The sequence below is a fragment of the Pseudanabaena sp. BC1403 genome, assembly GCF_002914585.1.
Classification (GTDB): domain Bacteria; phylum Cyanobacteriota; class Cyanobacteriia; order Pseudanabaenales; family Pseudanabaenaceae; genus Pseudanabaena.
Map to the genome: position 1 here is coordinate 46,281 of NZ_PDDM01000007.1, position 17,438 is coordinate 63,718.

Sequence of the window (17,438 nt, forward strand, 5' to 3'; positions counted from 1 at the left end):
CAATACAAAAACAAAGGCAGCTCTAAGAGCTGCCTTTGTTTTTGTATTGATGATTACTACAAGTGGTCATAAATACAAAGTTTTTTGACAAACTCAAGCATAATAGATAAAGAAATAATAAGTTTTTCGATCAACTCGATACATCACCCATGTCTCTCCCTATACGCAATGTCGCCATCATCGCCCACGTCGATCACGGCAAAACCACTCTAGTAGACGCACTCCTCAGACAGTCAGGCGCTTTTCGTGAAGGTGAAGCCCTTGTCGAATGTGTGATGGACTCCAACGACTTAGAGCGTGAGCGCGGCATTACTATCCTTTCAAAAAATACTGCCGTTAAATACAAAGACACTCTAATCAACATCGTTGATACCCCTGGACACGCCGACTTTGGTGGCGAAGTTGAGCGTGTACTTGGCATGGTCGAAGGCTGCCTACTGATCGTTGATGCTAACGAAGGGCCCATGCCCCAAACTCGCTTTGTACTAAAAAAAGCGCTAGAAAAGGGCTTGCGTCCAATGGTCGTAATCAACAAGATCGATCGCGAATTTGCAGATCCCCATGTTGCTGTCAGTAAAGTACTCGATCTTTTCCTCGAACTTGGCGCAGATGATGACCAGTGTGACTTCCCCTACCTATTCGCTTCAGGCATGGGTGGATTTGCCAAAGAAAAACTAGAAGATGAAGGCGTGGATATGAAGCCTCTGTTTGAGGCGATTCTACATCATTTCTCACCACCAGTTGGCGATCCCGAAAAGCCTTTACAGTTGCAAGTTACCACTCTTGACTATTCCGAGTATCTCGGTCGGATTGTGATCGGCAAGATTCACAACGGGACAATTACCTCTGGTCAACAAGCCGCGCTAATCTCTGAAGATGGCTCAATCGTCAAAGGTAAAATCACCAAGCTGTTGGGATTTGATGGTCTCAAACGGGTTGAAATGCAAAGCTCTTCCGCAGGCAACATTGTTGCGGTTTCAGGGTTTGCGACCGCTAACATTGGCGAAACCATTACCTGCCCCAATGAGCCTTCAGCTTTACCTATGATCAAGGTGGACGAACCCACTTTGCAGATGACCTTCTGCGTTAATGACTCGCCATTTGTTGGTCAAGAAGGCAAGCTAGTTACTACTCGTCAAGTACGCGATCGCCTGATGCGCGAACTCGAAACTAACGTAGCCTTGCGCGTTCAAGAAAATCCTGAATTCCCCGATCGCTTTGCCGTAGCAGGACGTGGCGAATTGCACCTCGGCATTTTGATCGAAACCATGCGCCGCGAAGGTTACGAGTTCCAAGTTACCCAACCTCAAGTTATTTACCGTGAACTCAACGGCAAGCAATGCGAACCATACGAATGTCTGGTACTTGACGTTCCAGAAGATGCTGTCGGCGGTTGTATCGAGCGCCTTGGTCAACGTCGCGCTGAAATGGTCGATATGCAAATGTCCAGCAGTGGTCGCTCTCAGCTAGAGTTTGTTGTTCCTGCCCGTGGACTGATCGGCTTTCGTGGTGACTTCATGCGCGCTACTCGTGGCGCAGGCATCATGAACCACAGCTTCCTCGATTACCGTCCTTCGGCTGGAGAAATCAGCGCCCGTCGTAATGGTGTACTAATCTCCTTTGAAGAAGGCGTAGCCACTGAGTTCTCCTTAAAGAACGCTGAAGATCGCGGCGTGTTCTTTATTAAACCTGGAACGAAAGTTTACAAGGGCATGATCATCGGTGAGAACAATCGTCCTCAAGACATGGAGTTGAACGTATGTAAGAGTAAGCAACTTACTAACATGCGTGCAGCTGGTGCTGATGACATCGTTCAGTTGCAAGCACCAATCGAGATGAGTCTGGAACGCGCCTTGGAATACATTGGTCCCGATGAAATCCTTGAGGTCACACCAGAGTCAATTCGTTTACGCAAGCTCACCAAGAAATTTGCAAAGCGCTAAACATTAACAATTCCCATAAAGTAAAAGGGGGCGCTTTGCGCCCTCTTTTACTTTATGGGTTTATATTTGCTAAACTGTTTTTTAAAGTTTTAAGGCCATTTCCTAGATATTTCCTAGATATTTACTTATGCATCAAGTTGTCCTCGAGCTAGCTGGCAGTCGCAAAGTGCATGTTATTTCCGAACATGCGACAAAAGAGGAGGCTTTGGATAAGTACATTAAGCTAGTTGAGGGCAACAAAGGTTCTCCGATTACGCCTAAAGGAAAATACTCGATTCGCAAAAAGCCAGAATAGTTACAAATTCTGAGCGGCTTCCTATATTCACACTTCACTTCATGCACTTATCCGAATGCTATCGACTCTTAGGAGTTCCCCGCAATGCCACCTTAGATGACATTAAGGTTGCCTATCGTCGTCTGGCACGGAAGTATCACCCTGATGTTAATCAGAATGATCCCACGACAACGGATAAGTTTCGGCTAGTGCAGGAAGCTTACAAAATGCTCAAAGATTCAGACAAAGAGGATTTGAGTAAGGAGCTATTTGCTAAAAAAGAAGCTGCTAATGCAACGCGATCGCAACCTGCACCACCACCACCCAAAACTCCCAACAAACCACCTCAGCCTCACCCAAAAATCAAGATAGAGGTGAAACAAGTCAATAATCAAGTTGATCCAATCAATAGCGATCCAGAACTGAAGCTCAAATTGGATATGTTACGGCGTGTACAGGATTTGCTGAAGCAAAAAAAATATGTCGTTGCGATCGCTGTTGTAGAAGGTATGAGCGAAAGATTTCCCAATTCCCCAGAAGTAATCCATTGGAAGGCTGTAACTTACCATCGATGGAGTAGTGAATTAATTTTGGTTGGCAAATTACGCGAAGCAGAAATCTATCTCAATAAAGCACTAAATACTGATCCTAAAAATCGTGAACTTAGTTTTGAAGTGAAGCGAGACTTAGAGAGAGTCCAATTACTAAAAACAAAAAATTAAGATCTGGCAATATCATTTTTGCTTTTTTCAAAAATAATGGTGAGGAGCGCTTCTAGTTCTGTATTAACAACTAAGTAGCATCAGATGGTGGCAAAGCACTCTGAGAAGCAGAACTGACGATCATTATTCTGGCTTTGAGCGCCGCTAATTCGTCATCAATATCACTACCTGATTCTAGCTGTGCAAACTTAGAGCCTAGTTCATCAGCATTAAGCTCAGCAGTAGCACTTGCCAAAGCTTCCGCTTTTAAAATCTTCTCTTCCATACGGGCAAAAGTAGCTTCTGCCGAATTAGTATTTACACTGCCCAATATATTGTTGAGCTTTTCTTGAGACTTACTTGTTTGTAAACGGACTTTAAGCAATTCTTTCTTAGATTTAGCTTCAGCAATCTTACCTGCGATCGCAGTTAGATTTTTCTTAAGCAACTCCACTTGCCCTGTTTGTAGTTGTAATCCTGCTTTTAGAGCATTCGCTGCTTCAGTGTGAGTCTTTTTACGGCTGAGCGCTTCCTTAGCTAGGGCATCATCCCCTTTTTGGATAGCCAACATTGCTCGTTTTTCCCATTCTTGAGCTTGTGTTGTACTCTGGTTGTATTGCTGCTCTTGGATTTTTAATGATGCGATCGCCTGCGCAACAGCCTGACGCAATTGCACCAAATCTTCTTGCATGTCAAAGATCAATTGCTCCAGAATCTTTTCAGGGTCTTCGGCAGCAGAGACAATTGCATTTAGATTGGACTTGAGCACCATAATAATGCGTTCAGGTAATCCCATAATCCTGTCCTTTGTCCTAAAAAGTGAATTGCCTACATAATATCATGAGCAAGTTTTTAGCTTTTTCTCTTTTTATAGCAATAATACCAAAACACAACTAAAAAATAAGAGTCAGCGCTTAGCGCTGACTCTTATTTTTTAGTTGTGACTCTCGTTGATGTTAATTAAAAAACATCTTGTAAATTAATTTCGAGCAATTAACCCATTTGACGACGCAAGGCTTCTAGCTCAGCATCGATCGCAGCACCGACGGTTGGCTTAGCTGCATCCGATGGAGGCAAAGCGCCCTGAGATGCGGGGCTACCAGTCATCATTTTCGCTTTGAGTGCGGCTAATTCATCATCAACCCCACTACCAGCTTCTAACTGAGCAAACTGAGATTCGAGATTGTCCATGCCAAGTTCGGCGCTAGCACCAGCCCTTGCCTCAGCCATAAGAACTCGCTCTTCCATCCGCTCAAAAGTAGCAGCAGCGGAGTTGGTATTAACTTTACCAAGCATATTGTTAAGGTTCTCTTGAGCCTTAGCAGACTGCATACGGGCTTTGAGCATCTCTTTCTTGGTCTTTGCCTCAGAGATCTTGCCTTCGATCGCAATTAGATTTTTCTTGAGCAGATCTACTTGACCTGACTGCTGATCTAAGCCAGTTTTTAAGGTTGCAGCCGAATCGCCGTGGGTTTTCTTGCGGCTAAGCGCTTCCCTTGCTAGGTTTTCATCTCCTTTTTGGAGAGCTAGCATTGCCCGTTTTTCCCATTCTTGTGCCTGAGAAGCACTTTGATTATATTGTTGCTCTTGGCGCTTCAGGGCAGCCATTGATTGAGCGACAGCTTGGCGCAATTGCACCAAATCTTCTTGCATATCAATGATTGATTGCTCCAGAATTTTTTCTGGATCTTCAGCAGCCGTAACCATTGCATTTACATTGGACTTGACCACCATACCAATGCGATCGAGTAATCCCATAATCCTGTCCTTTGCGTTAGGGAGTAAATTGTTTACATACTATCACGAACACCACAAAAGTATAGGTGAAGCAGAGCCTCACCTATACTTTTTAGTCTATATAGCAGCTCCGGGATTTGAACCCGGGACCTACGGATTATGAGACCGTCGCTCTAACCACCTGAGCCAAGCTGCCGTGCGTTTCTTAATATAGCATAACTGATGTAAATATTTTGCAATATTAACTTGGTAATTAACAATTCTCATTTTATAGAGCCGATTTTAGTGTTTCCAGCGCCTTCGGCGCTGGAAACACTAAAATCGGTTTTTCACACTCTGCCGTAACACATAGTCCCTTCGTGATGAAACTCAATACACCATCCAGCGACTGGATCAAAAATCCATGTATCCCAATCTTCAGCCACAATTTCTTCTAGAGAAAGCTTGACCAACTCCAACGGCATTTCTAGAATTGGATGAGCAGCCGAGAACCAGACTAGATTTACAATAGGGTCTCCAAGTTGCTGTTTTTGGCAAAGTTCATGAAAAGCAGAAGTAGCTTGATTCTGCCGACTCTCGCAAATACACCCAGACACTTTTTGCCAATCAATCTGTCCATACTGCCAAGGAAATGATTGACTCAGCCACTGCACAAGGTGATTGAATACGTCAGTATTTGGTAAAAATATTTTGCAAAGCTCTAAGGGAATGCCTAACTCAATCAGCAATTGCTGAGCTTCTTTTAACTGCGATCGCTGTCGAAATTCAGCTAATTTTTGTGCTAGTTTAGCCTTCCGTTCTGATGGATTAAGCATCTGCTTCATCACTACTCGGTAATGTTACCTCTTAAAGCCTTAATTTCACCGCGCTTAGTTTTATTATCAATCCGTCGATTTTGAGCACTTCGTGATGGTTTTGTTGGTTTACGTTTAGTTGGGACGATCGCAACGCTTTGGATTAACAACTGAAGACGTTTTAGAGCATCTTCTTTATTTTGCTCTTGAGTACGATGTTGTTGTGCCTTAATGATCAGAATGCCATCTTTGGTGATACGTCGATCGTTTAGGCTGAGTAGGCGTTCTTTGTAGATAGGTGATAAGGAAGATGCATTAATATCAAAACGCAGATGAATCGCTGTCGAAACTTTATTAACGTTTTGACCGCCTGCACCTTGAGATCGGATGGCAGTAATACTAATTTCGTCGATCGCAATAGACTTGTGTTTTGAGATTTGGAGCATGAAATTATCTAAAGCGAATCGAGCTGTCTATTGTGTCTATTTTATAGTGAAAGAACAAAATGTGATTGCGATCAAAGTGCTGACTGCCCTTTTTTAAGTTTTTTTAGTTATAGAGGACATCAACAAAATAATAATTCTTCTCCAGCGCGATCGCTATGATCGATTTGCTCAACCGATGCTCCATAAGCAGCTTGGATATTTGCAGGAGTCAGTACTTGGCGAGGTGTACCACTTGCCACTAAATGACGATTAAGTAGCAATAACTGATCATAACGATCAAGACTATCACCCCATTCATGGCAACTAATCAGTAGGGTCTTACCCTCCTGCTTTAGCTCATTAAAGATATTCCACATTAACGCCTCAGTCTTTTTATCCACTGCGTTCATTGGCTCATCCAACAACAAAATATCTGCCTGTTGCGCTAAAGCTCTCGCTAAAAACACACGCTGCTGTTGTCCACCTGAAAGCTGCTTAATAGGGCGATCGCGTAAGTCATAAAGTTCAACACGCTCCAATACTTCACGCGCAATTTCCTTTGATTGACGGCTGATTTTCCCGAACCAGCCACTATGCAAAGTGCGCGACATCATCACCACATTCCAGACGGTCACAGGGTAGTCCCAATCAATCTGCGATCGCTGAGGAAGATAAGCAATTTTTTGACGTTGCTGCTTCAGTGGTCTTTCTTTATAAAAAACTTGACCTTTTTGAGCAGGAATCAGATCGAGCATTGCTTTCAGCAACGTGCTTTTGCCTGCACCATTGGCTCCAATGAGTCCCACTAGCGATCCAAAGTTGAGACAAAAAGAAACATTCGACAAAGCCTCAACATCTCGATATCGCACTGACAGGTTTTGCACTTCAAGCATAAGTTGCTCAAGAAATGATAATCGTTTTCAAAATTATATCTGTAAATTTAGTAATTCGCACATATAGCAAAAAAAGAGTTATCTAGTACAAACCAAAACCAGAAGATGAGTGGCTGCGCTTCGCGCAGCCACTCATCTTCTGGTTTTATGTCCTAAGCAAACCTTGGTTTGCTATAAATAAATATGTGTAAGACGTTTCAGCTTTTCTTTTGCTTTTGTCGATTCCATCGAACTCATGTTTTGAGCGTAATGCACTGTAAGGCACTTGTGACTTAATAAAGTACCAAATATAAAACCAGAATCGGTGGGGCGGCTTCGCCGCCCCACCGATTCTGGAAAATCTGGATTTGAACTACTGAGACTGCAACTTAGCATCGATCGCTTTGGCAATGCGATCGCTTGCCTCTTCAAGATGGGCTTTAGTATAGATATCAAGCTTGTCGCCTCGATCGCGCAATACACTCGCAAGGCGATCGCGCAGTTGGCGCAGTTGATACCATGCAAGGGTTCTGGCATCTTCGGGCGGATTGCTGGTTTGGATTCCAACTACAAAATCAAGGAAGTTATCGATTTTGTCTAAGGAGAGACGATTGCGGAGAGCCAAATTAACTAATAGATTCATATGTTGACGCTGAAGTGAACGGCGCAGACTAGAAACTTGAGTTAAGTCATTAGTTGGTTGCAGAACTTCTGTCCAAATACCTTGCAGTAAAGTATCAAACAGTTCTGGTAATGTCAGGGCTTGACCAACAGTAGTTTTCAATTCGGTATCCCGCAGCCTTTGCAAGCGCTCTGAAGATAGTAAATCACTCAGGACAAAGGTTTGTAATGATAAAATGCGCTCGTGAATTGGATAGTCCAGAGAAGAGAAATCAGGTGAAGCACCCCAGTGATACCAACGGGATGGAGCTAGTTTATTCAGCAGATCTGGAGAAAAATTTAGAGCATCAGCCGCAAATAGATTTTTTTGAATCATAGCGATCGCTTCACGTTGCTTCGCGACAGGGATTGGCTCAAACGGTAATCGGCCGATCGCATCACCAGAACGATAACGATTAAAAGATTGTCCACCAACGTAGGAAACTAGGGTAAACAAATTAGAAGCATAATGGCCAAAGACTTGATTGAAGGCAATTTTGGTGTCATTAAAACTTTCTCCTTTGCCTGGATAGCGCTTCTCAATGCGATTCCACATGACACGAGAATTATCAAACTGCCACTGCGCATAAGTAACGGAATCATTGCTCAAGTCATGGGTTTGAGTCATGGGATCAAGTCCAGACGATGCATCTTCATCGGGGGCATAGGCTAGATCTGGCTGCGGTGCAAGTTTAGCAATTTTTTCTAGCTCTTTGAGTTCTCCCGCAGGAATAATCGCATTTATTGGGGTATATCCATAGGCGATCGCCCATTCATCATATGCACCAACTTTACTTGTGAAGAAATCACCTTGCTTTGTCCCCTGTGGCGCAAGATTTACGCCGTTATAATCCATTACGGAAGATACTAAACCTCGTTTACTGGTAATTGCTGTATTATTCAACTCCGTAGGTGAGAGCATCGCACTACCATGAAAGTTATGCCGCAAACCCAAGGTATGTCCAACTTCATGGGCTGTGACTTCACGCACGAATTGATTAACATAGTCCTTCATGCGATCACTACTGGGCAACACATTCTCAGAGAGAGAGAGAGACATTGCACCTAACTGAAATTGTTCCACTGCTTCCATGCCATAGCACAAATCATTAGCACTAGACATAAACAAGTTTCTATTGAAATTATTGCTAATCGGTTGTTTTCTGAGCAATGCGATCGCCTGTTTGTCATAGCGCATCCGCCTTGCATCCATGCCATAGCTGCATAGATTCGGATTACCTGTCAACCGCGATAAAAAAGACAAATTTTGCCAACTATTTTGTTGAGCAACACTTCCATAATTCTGCTTGATCGACCGAATCAAATTACTATCGATGATGATATCAGCATCAAGAATCTGCCCTGTTAAGGGATTAGTTCGAGATGGGCCCATCGCAAAGAAACCATCAATCGAGTTAAACCAACGAATCGTGTTATAGCGAACATCGGCTGGGTTCCAATCAGCTCGATCGGGCATTTGTTTCACTGCGATCGCATCTTTAAACCCAATCTTCTCAAAGGCACGATTCCACATTAACGCGCCTTCACGCACAGCACTGCGATATTCTAAAGGGACTGTATTCTCAATCCAAAAGGTGATCGGTTGTTTGGGTGGAGAAAATAAATCATGGGGATTTTGCTTTTCTAAATGCCAACGGTTGATATAGCGGACAAATGGAGTTTTGCCAGAATTTTTAGAAAAGTCTTGATAGGCTGTGACAAAATAGCCAACTCGCTCATCAGCAAATCGAGGGCGATAGCCATTTTGGGTCGGGAGTTGAGATAGGCTATAACGGACTTTGAGCGTAAAAGCGCTGCTATCAGACAAGGTACTGAGGTCAGGACTAAACTGTGAGTTTGGTATTCCTGCTCCCATGAAGCTAAATACCGATTCCAATTCAACATTTTGAGGAAATGCTTCCGCATTACTGATATAAGATTTGCTGGGGTCGGCGGTGAAGGGAGCGCCAAGCTGTGCGGCTAAGGTTTTACTCAAATTTGGTAAAACATCACTCAAGATTAAAGGATCTAAATCAACTAAAAAAGATTTGTTCTTAGGATGAATGCTCCGAATTGGTAGTGATATCAAAACCGAGTCACTAAAGGACTGACTAAGCGATCGCTCTTGGGGATCGCCTAGCTGAGCGCGAAAGTTGGTGTTGGGAACCACAAATTGCAAATTATTGTTTAAGCGGCGAAGGGTGAACATTAAGTCACGGAGAGGAACGCCACGATAGAGGCCTCGCTCACCTAAACCAGATTCGAGGGTCATCACCGCCAAAAAGTTGCGATTAATTTGTTCGGGTTTAATTTCGGCAAAAACCTTACCTGTCTCTTGATGACGATAAAGCGTAAATAAACCCGCTAGTTTTTGATGATCTTTGATTAAATCGTCAAATGGTTGTAGTTCGGTTTGCCCTTGCATGTTGAAAGGTGGCAGGGGAATATTTTGAATAAAAGGAGTTTGCGCATAAATGGGAGAAAGTCTCTCGACAAGTGGATGAGAAATTAGAACAAGAAAAAAACTAAGGCAAATTACTATCCAAAATCGAATTTTCTTCATTTCTACGCCCATAACATGATTTTTGTTAAAACAGCCTACCCCCTGAAGTTACTGTTGTCAGCAATGAGTCTAAATATTTTGTAGAAATCTAACAAGTCCCTTACCAAGAGATGAATTCAGGGCTTTACTCCGCATTCATCTCTTGGCAAGGGATGTAAAGTTCTGTAATGTTTATTTTTTTAAAATTAATCCCAAAATCAATAAAATTGCCCCGATCACTAAGCAAGCAACCATGCCATACAAATACCATTTGGCAGCATTTGCCGTAGACTTGGCAAGTTCCTCTTCACTTTTGAGAGAAATAATAAACTTTTTGTCAGATTGGATCGGCTTGCGGAGAGTGACTTGACCACCCTCATCTGCCGCTGTCCCAATGACTAACACTTCGCGATCGCAGGGCAAGATCGACTCCGTATAACGATAACCTATCGTGCGTCTACCACCCATACCCGCACCGAGTGATAAATTAAACCCGCCAAAAGATATTGAAGAACCGCTTGAATTCTCTTGTCGAAACTCATTTAATACTTGCACAGTATCAATATTGCCACCATCAGGATTAACCACAAGTTCGCCAGAATTATCTCGCAAAGTAAATGGAATCGCTTGACTATTACTTGACACGGTTTCTGAACCCCGACGAGTTTCAGTGTGGGTTTTATTTTCACTATCGCGAGTTGTATGCTCCTCCTCATATTCCCTGACGACTCTCATGGTGTAATGCACACAGGGTTCTTGTTTAAGCTCTGAAATTAAAGGGCGATCGCTACGAATAATACCGCGCACCTTCACATATTCTCGTAAATTTCCACTGCCAATCTCTCCCGCAATTTCACTAGCAATACGTTGCAAATCCGCAACTGTCGAGGCTGTTGCTAGCCTAATACTTTGTAGTTTCGTACTGTAATTCTTTTGGACAAAAAACAGAATGATACCGATTACGATCAGGATGCCACCAAAAATTGCCATAGTCTTTGAAGTATGTATGCGCTTTTGCTATGGCTTAAAATTAACATGGGTTAACCTTGAGGGAGAACTCAATTTTACGAATTACAAATTACGAATTATGAATTATGGTCACCATACCTGCTATTAGTCTTGATATCCAAGTCACGATCGCCAATCAACGTGCTTTCTTTGCCACAGGTAAAACCAAGGACTATAATTTTCGGGTTGCTCAACTCAATAAACTTTCACAACTGATTAAAGACAATGAACAGCTAATTCTTGATGCTGTTTATGCTGATTTACGCAAACCTGAGATCGAGGCTTTTGGAAGTGAGATTTTAGTCACCCTCTCAGAGATTAAATTTGCTCTCAAACATCTTAAAGCTTGGATGAAGCCCCAAAAAGTGGGAACTCCTATAAATTTATTTCCTAGCTCTAGTTATATCTATACTGAACCGCTAGGCGTAGTATTAATCGTTGCGCCTTGGAACTATCCCTTTGCCCTGACAATCCAACCTCTAATTGGGGCGATCGCGGCAGGCAATTGCTCGATACTTAAGCCTTCAGAGCATACGCCTCACACTTCCAATGCGATCGCTAAAATCATTAACAACAACTTCGATCCCAATTTTATCACTGCGATTGAAGGTGGTATCGAGACTAATCAAGCTTTACTTGCCGAAAAATTTGACCATATCTTCTTCACTGGTGGAACTGCGATCGGCAAAATTGTTATGGAAGCGGCGGCAAAGCATCTAACTCCTGTCACCCTAGAACTCGGTGGCAAAAGCCCCTGTATTGTCGATGAAACCTGTAATTTAGAAATTACTGCTAAGCGGATTATCTGGGGTAAGTTCTATAATGCTGGACAGACATGTGTTGCTCCTGATTATCTATTGGTTCAGAAAAATATTAAGCCTGTACTAATAGAGAAGTTAGTCACCCATGTCAAAACCTTCTTCGGTGAAAATCCTCAACAAAGCCCAGATTTTGCCCGTATTGTCAACGATCGCCAATTTGATCGCCTCGCAAGTTTGCTCAATGAAGGCAAAGTGCTAATTGGTGGCAACAGCGATAAAAGCGATCGCTATATTGCGCCAACCCTGATCGATAAAGTTGCACCTAACTCGAAAATCATGGCTGAGGAAATCTTTGGTCCAATTTTGCCAATTTTAGAATATGACCAACTCTCAGATGCGATCGCTTTTGTCAATGCTCAACCTAAACCTCTAGCCCTATATTTCTTCTCCAGCAATAAACAAAATCAAGAGCGCATTCTCCAAGAGATTTCCTGCGGTGGAGGTTGTTTCAACGACATGATCCTGCACTTAAGCAATCCAGAACTTCCCTTTGGTGGTATCGGTCATAGTGGTATGGGGAACTATCACGGCAAGGCAAGTTTTGATACTTTCTCCCATCGTAAGAGTGTACTCAAAAATTCTTTCCGCTTCGATCTCAAGTGGCGCTATCCGCCTTATAAAATGACTCTCGACACCTTAAAAAAATTTATTAACTAGCTTATGAAAAACCTCACAAATTGAGGTTTTTCATAAGCTAGTTAATAAATTGTAGAGATTATCCTGTAAGCTACAGCATTTTGATCTGAAGTTTACGGCAATATCAATTTTCGGCGAACTGCTTGCATACAGAGAGCCACTCTTGCGCTGGTGCAGTTTTCGTCAAGATAATCGATGTCCATTTTCATCTTTAGCCTTAGGACGCAGTTCTGTACAGTTTTAAGCGATAAATTGAGTTGTTGCGCGATCGCCTTATCGGTCAGTGATTCTTTACAGAGCAAAGATAATACTTGAAGTTCGCGATCGTTGAAGTCAATGCCATAGCGCAATTCTCTGGGAATCTCTAGTTTGCCTTCTAGAGCATGTCTAGCTCCATCCAAAAAAACTTTGCGCCGCTCCATTTTACTAACTACGACAAATCCGCCTTGGTGACGACCCATGAGATTGGTTAGAGGTTTGAGATAGTCATATTCACTGGTATAGATCAGAATATTCAGGAATGGATAGTCTTGAAAGACTTGCTGCAAAAATCTCAGGCTGGATATGGCATATTGTTCTCCTGTAAATGTGCCAAACAGCAAATCGACAGTAACTAAATCAGGCGTTTCTAACTTGAGACGTTCTAGCGCATCTGCGTGGCTATTGCAGATGATGCAGAGAGCTAATGGTTCTAGCTTTTGCAAAAATAGACAGTTATTCTGAGCCACTTCAGGGTGATCTTCTAATATCAGAAATATGAGAGGCTTAGAGTCGGCTGTACTGAGTTGCATTAGTTCGACTATTAGGTATACCCGAATTATTCACTATTACGCAACAAATGCCAAGTTAGTTGGACGCGAATTCCACCATTAGCTAAAGCAATTCTTGCAAATGCTCCGTTAGGAAGGTCAGAGGCGATCGCTTGCATCAGTTTCATGCCATAACCGCCACGCTGTCGTTGTTGAGTCGTAATTTCAAGTACGGATTTATCCAATATCTCACCATCGTTTTCGATGCTCAGTGTACATTGCTGATCGTGCTGCACTAAGCTCACCTTAACCTGTGTGGCGATTCCTTGAGGTGGTTGAGCATGGTGAATGACATTCGCGATCGCCTCGGTAAAAAAGCGATAAATATCTTCACGAGCTTCGAGCCATAAGCTATTTAGCTGAGGTTCTCCTAGTGGTTGCAAGTGCTGGACAACACAGAGGGTAAGTTCCTCAGACTCAACTAAGTGTTGCAGCTTTTTTGCTATACCAATGTCTAGTCCTTCACGAAGATCGGGCGTGATTTCTAAAGCGATCGCACGAGTTTGGTTTAGTTGTTGACGGAGCTGATTACCCATATCTTCTAAGCGATCAAGAATGGGATTGAGATCTACGGTCTGAGAATTCATTTGTAGAAGTTCTAGGCGATCCATCACCAGTTTGAGTTCTTGGAGTGGTCCATCATGGATATCAGCCGCAATACGATGTAGTAGTTTACGAGTTTGGGATATCACAGCTGTCTGTTCTATTGCGTGCAGGCGATCAATTTCGCATCTCTGCTCGTTAATCAAGTCTTTTTGCCAATTGAGTCTTAAGGAAAATAAAATCAGTAGTCCGATGGCAACCAATATCAGCAAAGGAATGACGATAGGTACGTGAAGTTGCGCCCAAAACATGACTGCGCTTAAAATTCCCAAACTACCCAGCAGAATGATGTGCAGAAGCCAAGACATTCTGGCATTACGTTGCCATGCTTTATGGGGAATCATATCTCTTGCATCGGATGATGTGGATTGAAGATTAAGCGATCGAAATGAACACAAATCTTAATACTCAAAAGGTCTAACATTCGACACATTCTATCTAAATACCTTGAGTTTCTCAATGCAGATAATAGTTATTTTATTTGCGGTTTAACGCAATTTTATTTACCTAAATCATCATGTCATTGCAGAGGGTATTTAAGTTAATCTTGCAACAAGTTAGCGATCGGGATATGAATTCTTCCTCGATAACCAATCAGAAACCACAACTCTATTAATTTATGGAGTCTAGATATGACGACAAAATCGAGGTCTCATAAGCTAATTCTACCAATTGTTGCCTTTGTACTTATGGTTAGCGGCTGTGATAAAGAAGACTTGTCATCCGTTGAGAAGTTTGGCGAGACATCAGCAGTGCTTCAGCAAACTTCCACTAAGATGGTTCAAGATATTTATGACTCATGCACGCGCAAAGAATATGTGCAGATTCAATACGCTAATGCCCTAGAGCGTGCAGCGCCAATATCTATAAAGCCTACAGTACCTACACCTATTATGTCTGGAGTTGTTCTAAGGAATTCAGGCGTTAGTTTGGCAAGAACTTTAAATAGTAATTCTGAGGAAACATCGGAAGCACCTAATTTTCCACCTGCCAAAATTCGCTTTAAATGTCGGGCAGAAAAAGACAAGGCACAAGTTTTACAGAACTTGAACGATGTCCTAGCAATTTATGTGTCAACTTTGGGGCGTTTGGCAAGCCGAAATACGATTACCTTCGATCAAAATTTGAATGCGATCCGAGAATCTTTTATAAGCTTCCAAAAACAAGCACCTGGTTCATCTAGTTCAATAAGTGAAAATGAACGAAAAACTTTTGAAAATGGAGTGAATAATGGCATTAATATTTCTACTTCTTTGCTCAATCTGATTGCCGATCAGCAACGCCATGAAAAACTCAAACCAATTATTGTTTGTAATAATGATGCTGTAACTAAATACATTGGTGATTTACAAAATCAAATCAAGAAGTATTATATTACTGGTGTTTTACAAGAAGAAGAAGAAAAAAACATTCAGTATATTGAGGAAATGTATAATGTCTACCTCAACAATTCAGCTAACAATAAACCCGAATCCAGTATCAATGAATATACAGCTTTGGAAAATGATTATAATCAGCGTATTGAGGGAATTGAAGCCCGAAAAACATCTGCACAAGCTTACATTAATATTCTAGGACAAACTTCAATTACTCATCAGGCTTTAGCCAAAACATTTCGAGGAGATATGACGACAGCAGATCAGAATATCTTATGCCAAAATGAAGGTTATTTAGCATCTGACACAGTTGTTTCCACTCAAAAAAGTACACTTGATTTAACACCTGAACAAGTTCAAGAAGCTCACCAAATCTTATCTGAATATGAGGTTAGTATTCAACCTTCTCTAAAGGTTCTTAAGCAAACTTATCGCTAAGGATTTAATTTGATTTTACACCTTATACAGTAGCCCTAAATGAGATATGAGAAAGAATCTAACTGGATATCTATATATTGCAACAACTTAAAAATCTAAACTTCTCACATTGCATTTTAGGATTGCTATAGTAGTTGTAAATTATATAAAAGAAAGTGTTAAAAATATTGATTTTTAATCAATTCAACATTCTCACATAGGATTATTATTTTCCCAAAAATATTTAGACAAGAGGTTTTTCCAATGATTATTACTACAAGTTTAACAATTGATGAAATGGTGCAACAGCGAGAAAATTGGCGTGGGTTACGCCGCACAATTGCTGGTCGCCGTCGGAGTTTAAACCGAGAACACAAGATTGGGATGGTTGAATACCAACAAATGATTATTGCCGAGGATAAAATTAGTGATTTAATCGAAGCTATTAATGATCGTATCTTCGATGCAATTATCATCGATCTAAAGCAAGGAGCGACTAAAATTCAGTTTGCAACTGATAAAGCTAATGAAGCCATTGCTCAATTAGAAAAATTGAACAAGATCTTGCAGTATATTAATTTAATTATTGGCTTGACTCAGAATATTTTGTTTGTCATTAATACTGGAGATGTGGCTAAAATTGCCGTCATTCTTGATGAAATTGGTAAATTATAATGTTACACAATTTTGCACATCAAGTAAAAGTCGTGACGAGTTTGGGGTCAAGACTTACATTCTTCTTTTGAAAATTTATTCGTTTTTGAACTCTAGAGTAATCAACATATAATTAGAGGCAAATATATGAGCTGGTTAAAATTGACATCTAAAGCACTATACCTGATGCAAGGAGGAACCGAGCAGTACATCAGTAAAGTAGCTCTTGAATCGACAGACAAGTCCACCATATTGGATGTCCCTCTAGATTGGTTTACAGGAGCAACTTCAAATTTGCCACGTACAATGCTGGTTGACATGCAAGCTGCTGTTGAACCAGCCCAATTTTCCTTGCCCGATGGTGCTTTGAAGGGTAAAAAGATTGTCCTTGATCCTGGACATGGAGAAGAGGGTGATTCTGGCGCAGTAGGATTTGAAACTTCGGAATTAGTAGAGAATATTATTCAAGCTGATGAAGTTGCGAAATACCTTCGTAGCAAAGGAGCATCAGTCAAAATTGTCCTCAATTCCGACAATCTAGACTTGGGAGAAATTGGCGCTCGCGGAAAAGGGGCGGATGCATTTGTTTCTCTTCACTTGAATGCTTTTAATGGGGCAGTACAGAGGCATGAAGTGTTAATATTACCTGAAGCAACTCAAGAAGATGAGCAACTTGCTGAGTTGATTAGTAAGGAACTACAGAATAACCTTCCAAATCCTCCCTTCCAGAATGGGGGAGTAAAACCCCAACGTCTAGGTGTTTTATATGGAGTTCCCGATGGAGTTCCTAAGGTTTTGACTGAAGCATTGTTTATTGATGCTCCTGGCATGAGTCGTGAAAATGTTGTGAAAGCAGCACAGGCGATCGCAAGAGGGATAGAAAAGTTCCTGACATAAATGCTTTTGAATATGAGGAGAATGCATTGCTTCACTAAGATTAGATGCTTTGCACAATTAGGTTTAAGGATGATCACTAACTTATCCTGCTTTATCATCTAAACCGCGATCGCCATTTAATTTTCAAACGAGAAAATTTGAGGTGATCGCTTTTTCTATTTGTTGTTTTTTGCGATCGCAATGAAAAAAAGCGATTGCCCAAAAAGTCATCCTTGAAAGCATCAGTTAGCCAAAAGCTTGAAATTCTGGGGGCATTTTCAGGCAAGATA

General features: G+C 41.7%; 16 protein-coding genes and 1 tRNA gene. 7 read left to right on the forward strand and 10 right to left on the reverse strand.

The genetic code is table 11. The features are described from left to right. Nucleotides 1-149: 149 nt before the first annotated feature. From typA to CQ839_RS08370, 3 genes are all read left to right on the forward strand, one after another. Nucleotides 150-1,943, forward strand: coding sequence for a translational GTPase TypA (gene typA / locus CQ839_RS08365; RefSeq protein WP_103667828.1), 1,794 nt, complete (start codon nt 150-152; stop codon nt 1,941-1,943). Nucleotides 1,944-2,070: 127 nt separating this feature from the next. After that, nucleotides 2,071-2,238, forward strand: coding sequence for a hypothetical protein (locus tag CQ839_RS25080; protein WP_181016146.1), 168 nt, complete (start codon nt 2,071-2,073; stop codon nt 2,236-2,238). A gap of 41 nt (nt 2,239-2,279) precedes the next feature. Continuing rightward, a complete protein-coding gene (locus CQ839_RS08370; protein WP_103667829.1) occupies nt 2,280-2,939 on the forward strand; it encodes a J domain-containing protein in 660 nt (219 codons plus the stop codon). Between the two features lie 70 nt (nt 2,940-3,009). Here CQ839_RS08370 and CQ839_RS08375 read toward each other — a convergent pair whose 3' ends face one another. The 8 genes from CQ839_RS08375 to CQ839_RS08410 form a co-directional block, all read right to left on the reverse strand. Next, nucleotides 3,010-3,714 carry a PspA/IM30 family protein gene (locus tag CQ839_RS08375; RefSeq protein ID WP_103667830.1) on the reverse strand — a complete coding sequence of 235 codons (705 nt, stop codon included), beginning with the start codon at nt 3,712-3,714 and terminating at the stop codon, nt 3,010-3,012. Between the two features lie 197 nt (nt 3,715-3,911). Then, nucleotides 3,912-4,676, reverse strand: a complete 765-nt coding sequence (locus CQ839_RS08380) for a PspA/IM30 family protein (RefSeq protein ID WP_103667831.1) — start codon at nt 4,674-4,676, stop codon at nt 3,912-3,914. Between the two features lie 101 nt (nt 4,677-4,777). Continuing rightward, a tRNA-Met gene (locus CQ839_RS08385) sits at nt 4,778-4,851 on the reverse strand. Between the two features lie 133 nt (nt 4,852-4,984). Further along, nucleotides 4,985-5,470 (reverse strand): hypothetical protein, encoded by a 486-nt coding sequence (locus CQ839_RS08390; protein ID WP_146048709.1) that lies wholly within the window; start codon nt 5,468-5,470, stop codon nt 4,985-4,987. 11 nt (nt 5,471-5,481) lie between these two features. Next, entirely contained in the window at nt 5,482-5,895 is a 414-nt protein-coding gene (gene arfB / locus CQ839_RS08395) for an alternative ribosome rescue aminoacyl-tRNA hydrolase ArfB (protein ID WP_103667833.1), read from the reverse strand. 119 nt (nt 5,896-6,014) lie between these two features. Next, nucleotides 6,015-6,767 (reverse strand): metal ABC transporter ATP-binding protein, encoded by a 753-nt coding sequence (locus CQ839_RS08400; RefSeq protein WP_103667834.1) that lies wholly within the window; start codon nt 6,765-6,767, stop codon nt 6,015-6,017. Nucleotides 6,768-7,119: 352 nt separating this feature from the next. After that, entirely contained in the window at nt 7,120-9,831 is a 2,712-nt protein-coding gene (locus CQ839_RS08405; protein ID WP_219817748.1) for a zinc-dependent metalloprotease, read from the reverse strand. Nucleotides 9,832-10,140: 309 nt separating this feature from the next. Further along, entirely contained in the window at nt 10,141-10,938 is a 798-nt protein-coding gene (locus tag CQ839_RS08410) for an E3 ubiquitin ligase family protein (RefSeq protein WP_103667835.1), read from the reverse strand. Nucleotides 10,939-11,042: 104 nt separating this feature from the next. On the opposite strand from CQ839_RS08410, the gene CQ839_RS08415 reads away from it, so the two are divergent. Further along, nucleotides 11,043-12,434, forward strand: a complete 1,392-nt coding sequence (locus CQ839_RS08415; RefSeq protein WP_103667836.1) for an aldehyde dehydrogenase — start codon at nt 11,043-11,045, stop codon at nt 12,432-12,434. 92 nt (nt 12,435-12,526) lie between these two features. Here CQ839_RS08415 and CQ839_RS08420 read toward each other — a convergent pair whose 3' ends face one another. Both CQ839_RS08420 and CQ839_RS08425 read right to left on the reverse strand, forming a co-directional pair. After that, entirely contained in the window at nt 12,527-13,204 is a 678-nt protein-coding gene (locus CQ839_RS08420; RefSeq protein WP_103667837.1) for a LuxR C-terminal-related transcriptional regulator, read from the reverse strand. A 26-nt stretch (nt 13,205-13,230) separates the two neighbouring features. After that, nucleotides 13,231-14,169, reverse strand: a complete 939-nt coding sequence (locus CQ839_RS08425; protein WP_103667838.1) for a sensor histidine kinase — start codon at nt 14,167-14,169, stop codon at nt 13,231-13,233. Between the two features lie 288 nt (nt 14,170-14,457). On the opposite strand from CQ839_RS08425, the gene CQ839_RS08430 reads away from it, so the two are divergent. The 3 genes from CQ839_RS08430 (at nt 14,458) to CQ839_RS08440 (ending at nt 17,169) form a co-directional block, all read left to right on the forward strand. Then, nucleotides 14,458-15,639 carry a hypothetical protein gene (locus CQ839_RS08430; RefSeq protein WP_146048710.1) on the forward strand — a complete coding sequence of 394 codons (1,182 nt, stop codon included), beginning with the start codon at nt 14,458-14,460 and terminating at the stop codon, nt 15,637-15,639. 243 nt (nt 15,640-15,882) lie between these two features. Next, a complete protein-coding gene (locus tag CQ839_RS08435) occupies nt 15,883-16,293 on the forward strand; it encodes a hypothetical protein (RefSeq protein WP_103667840.1) in 411 nt (136 codons plus the stop codon). Nucleotides 16,294-16,419: 126 nt separating this feature from the next. Next, a complete protein-coding gene (locus CQ839_RS08440; RefSeq protein ID WP_103667841.1) occupies nt 16,420-17,169 on the forward strand; it encodes an N-acetylmuramoyl-L-alanine amidase in 750 nt (249 codons plus the stop codon). Nucleotides 17,170-17,438: the final 269 nt, after the last annotated feature.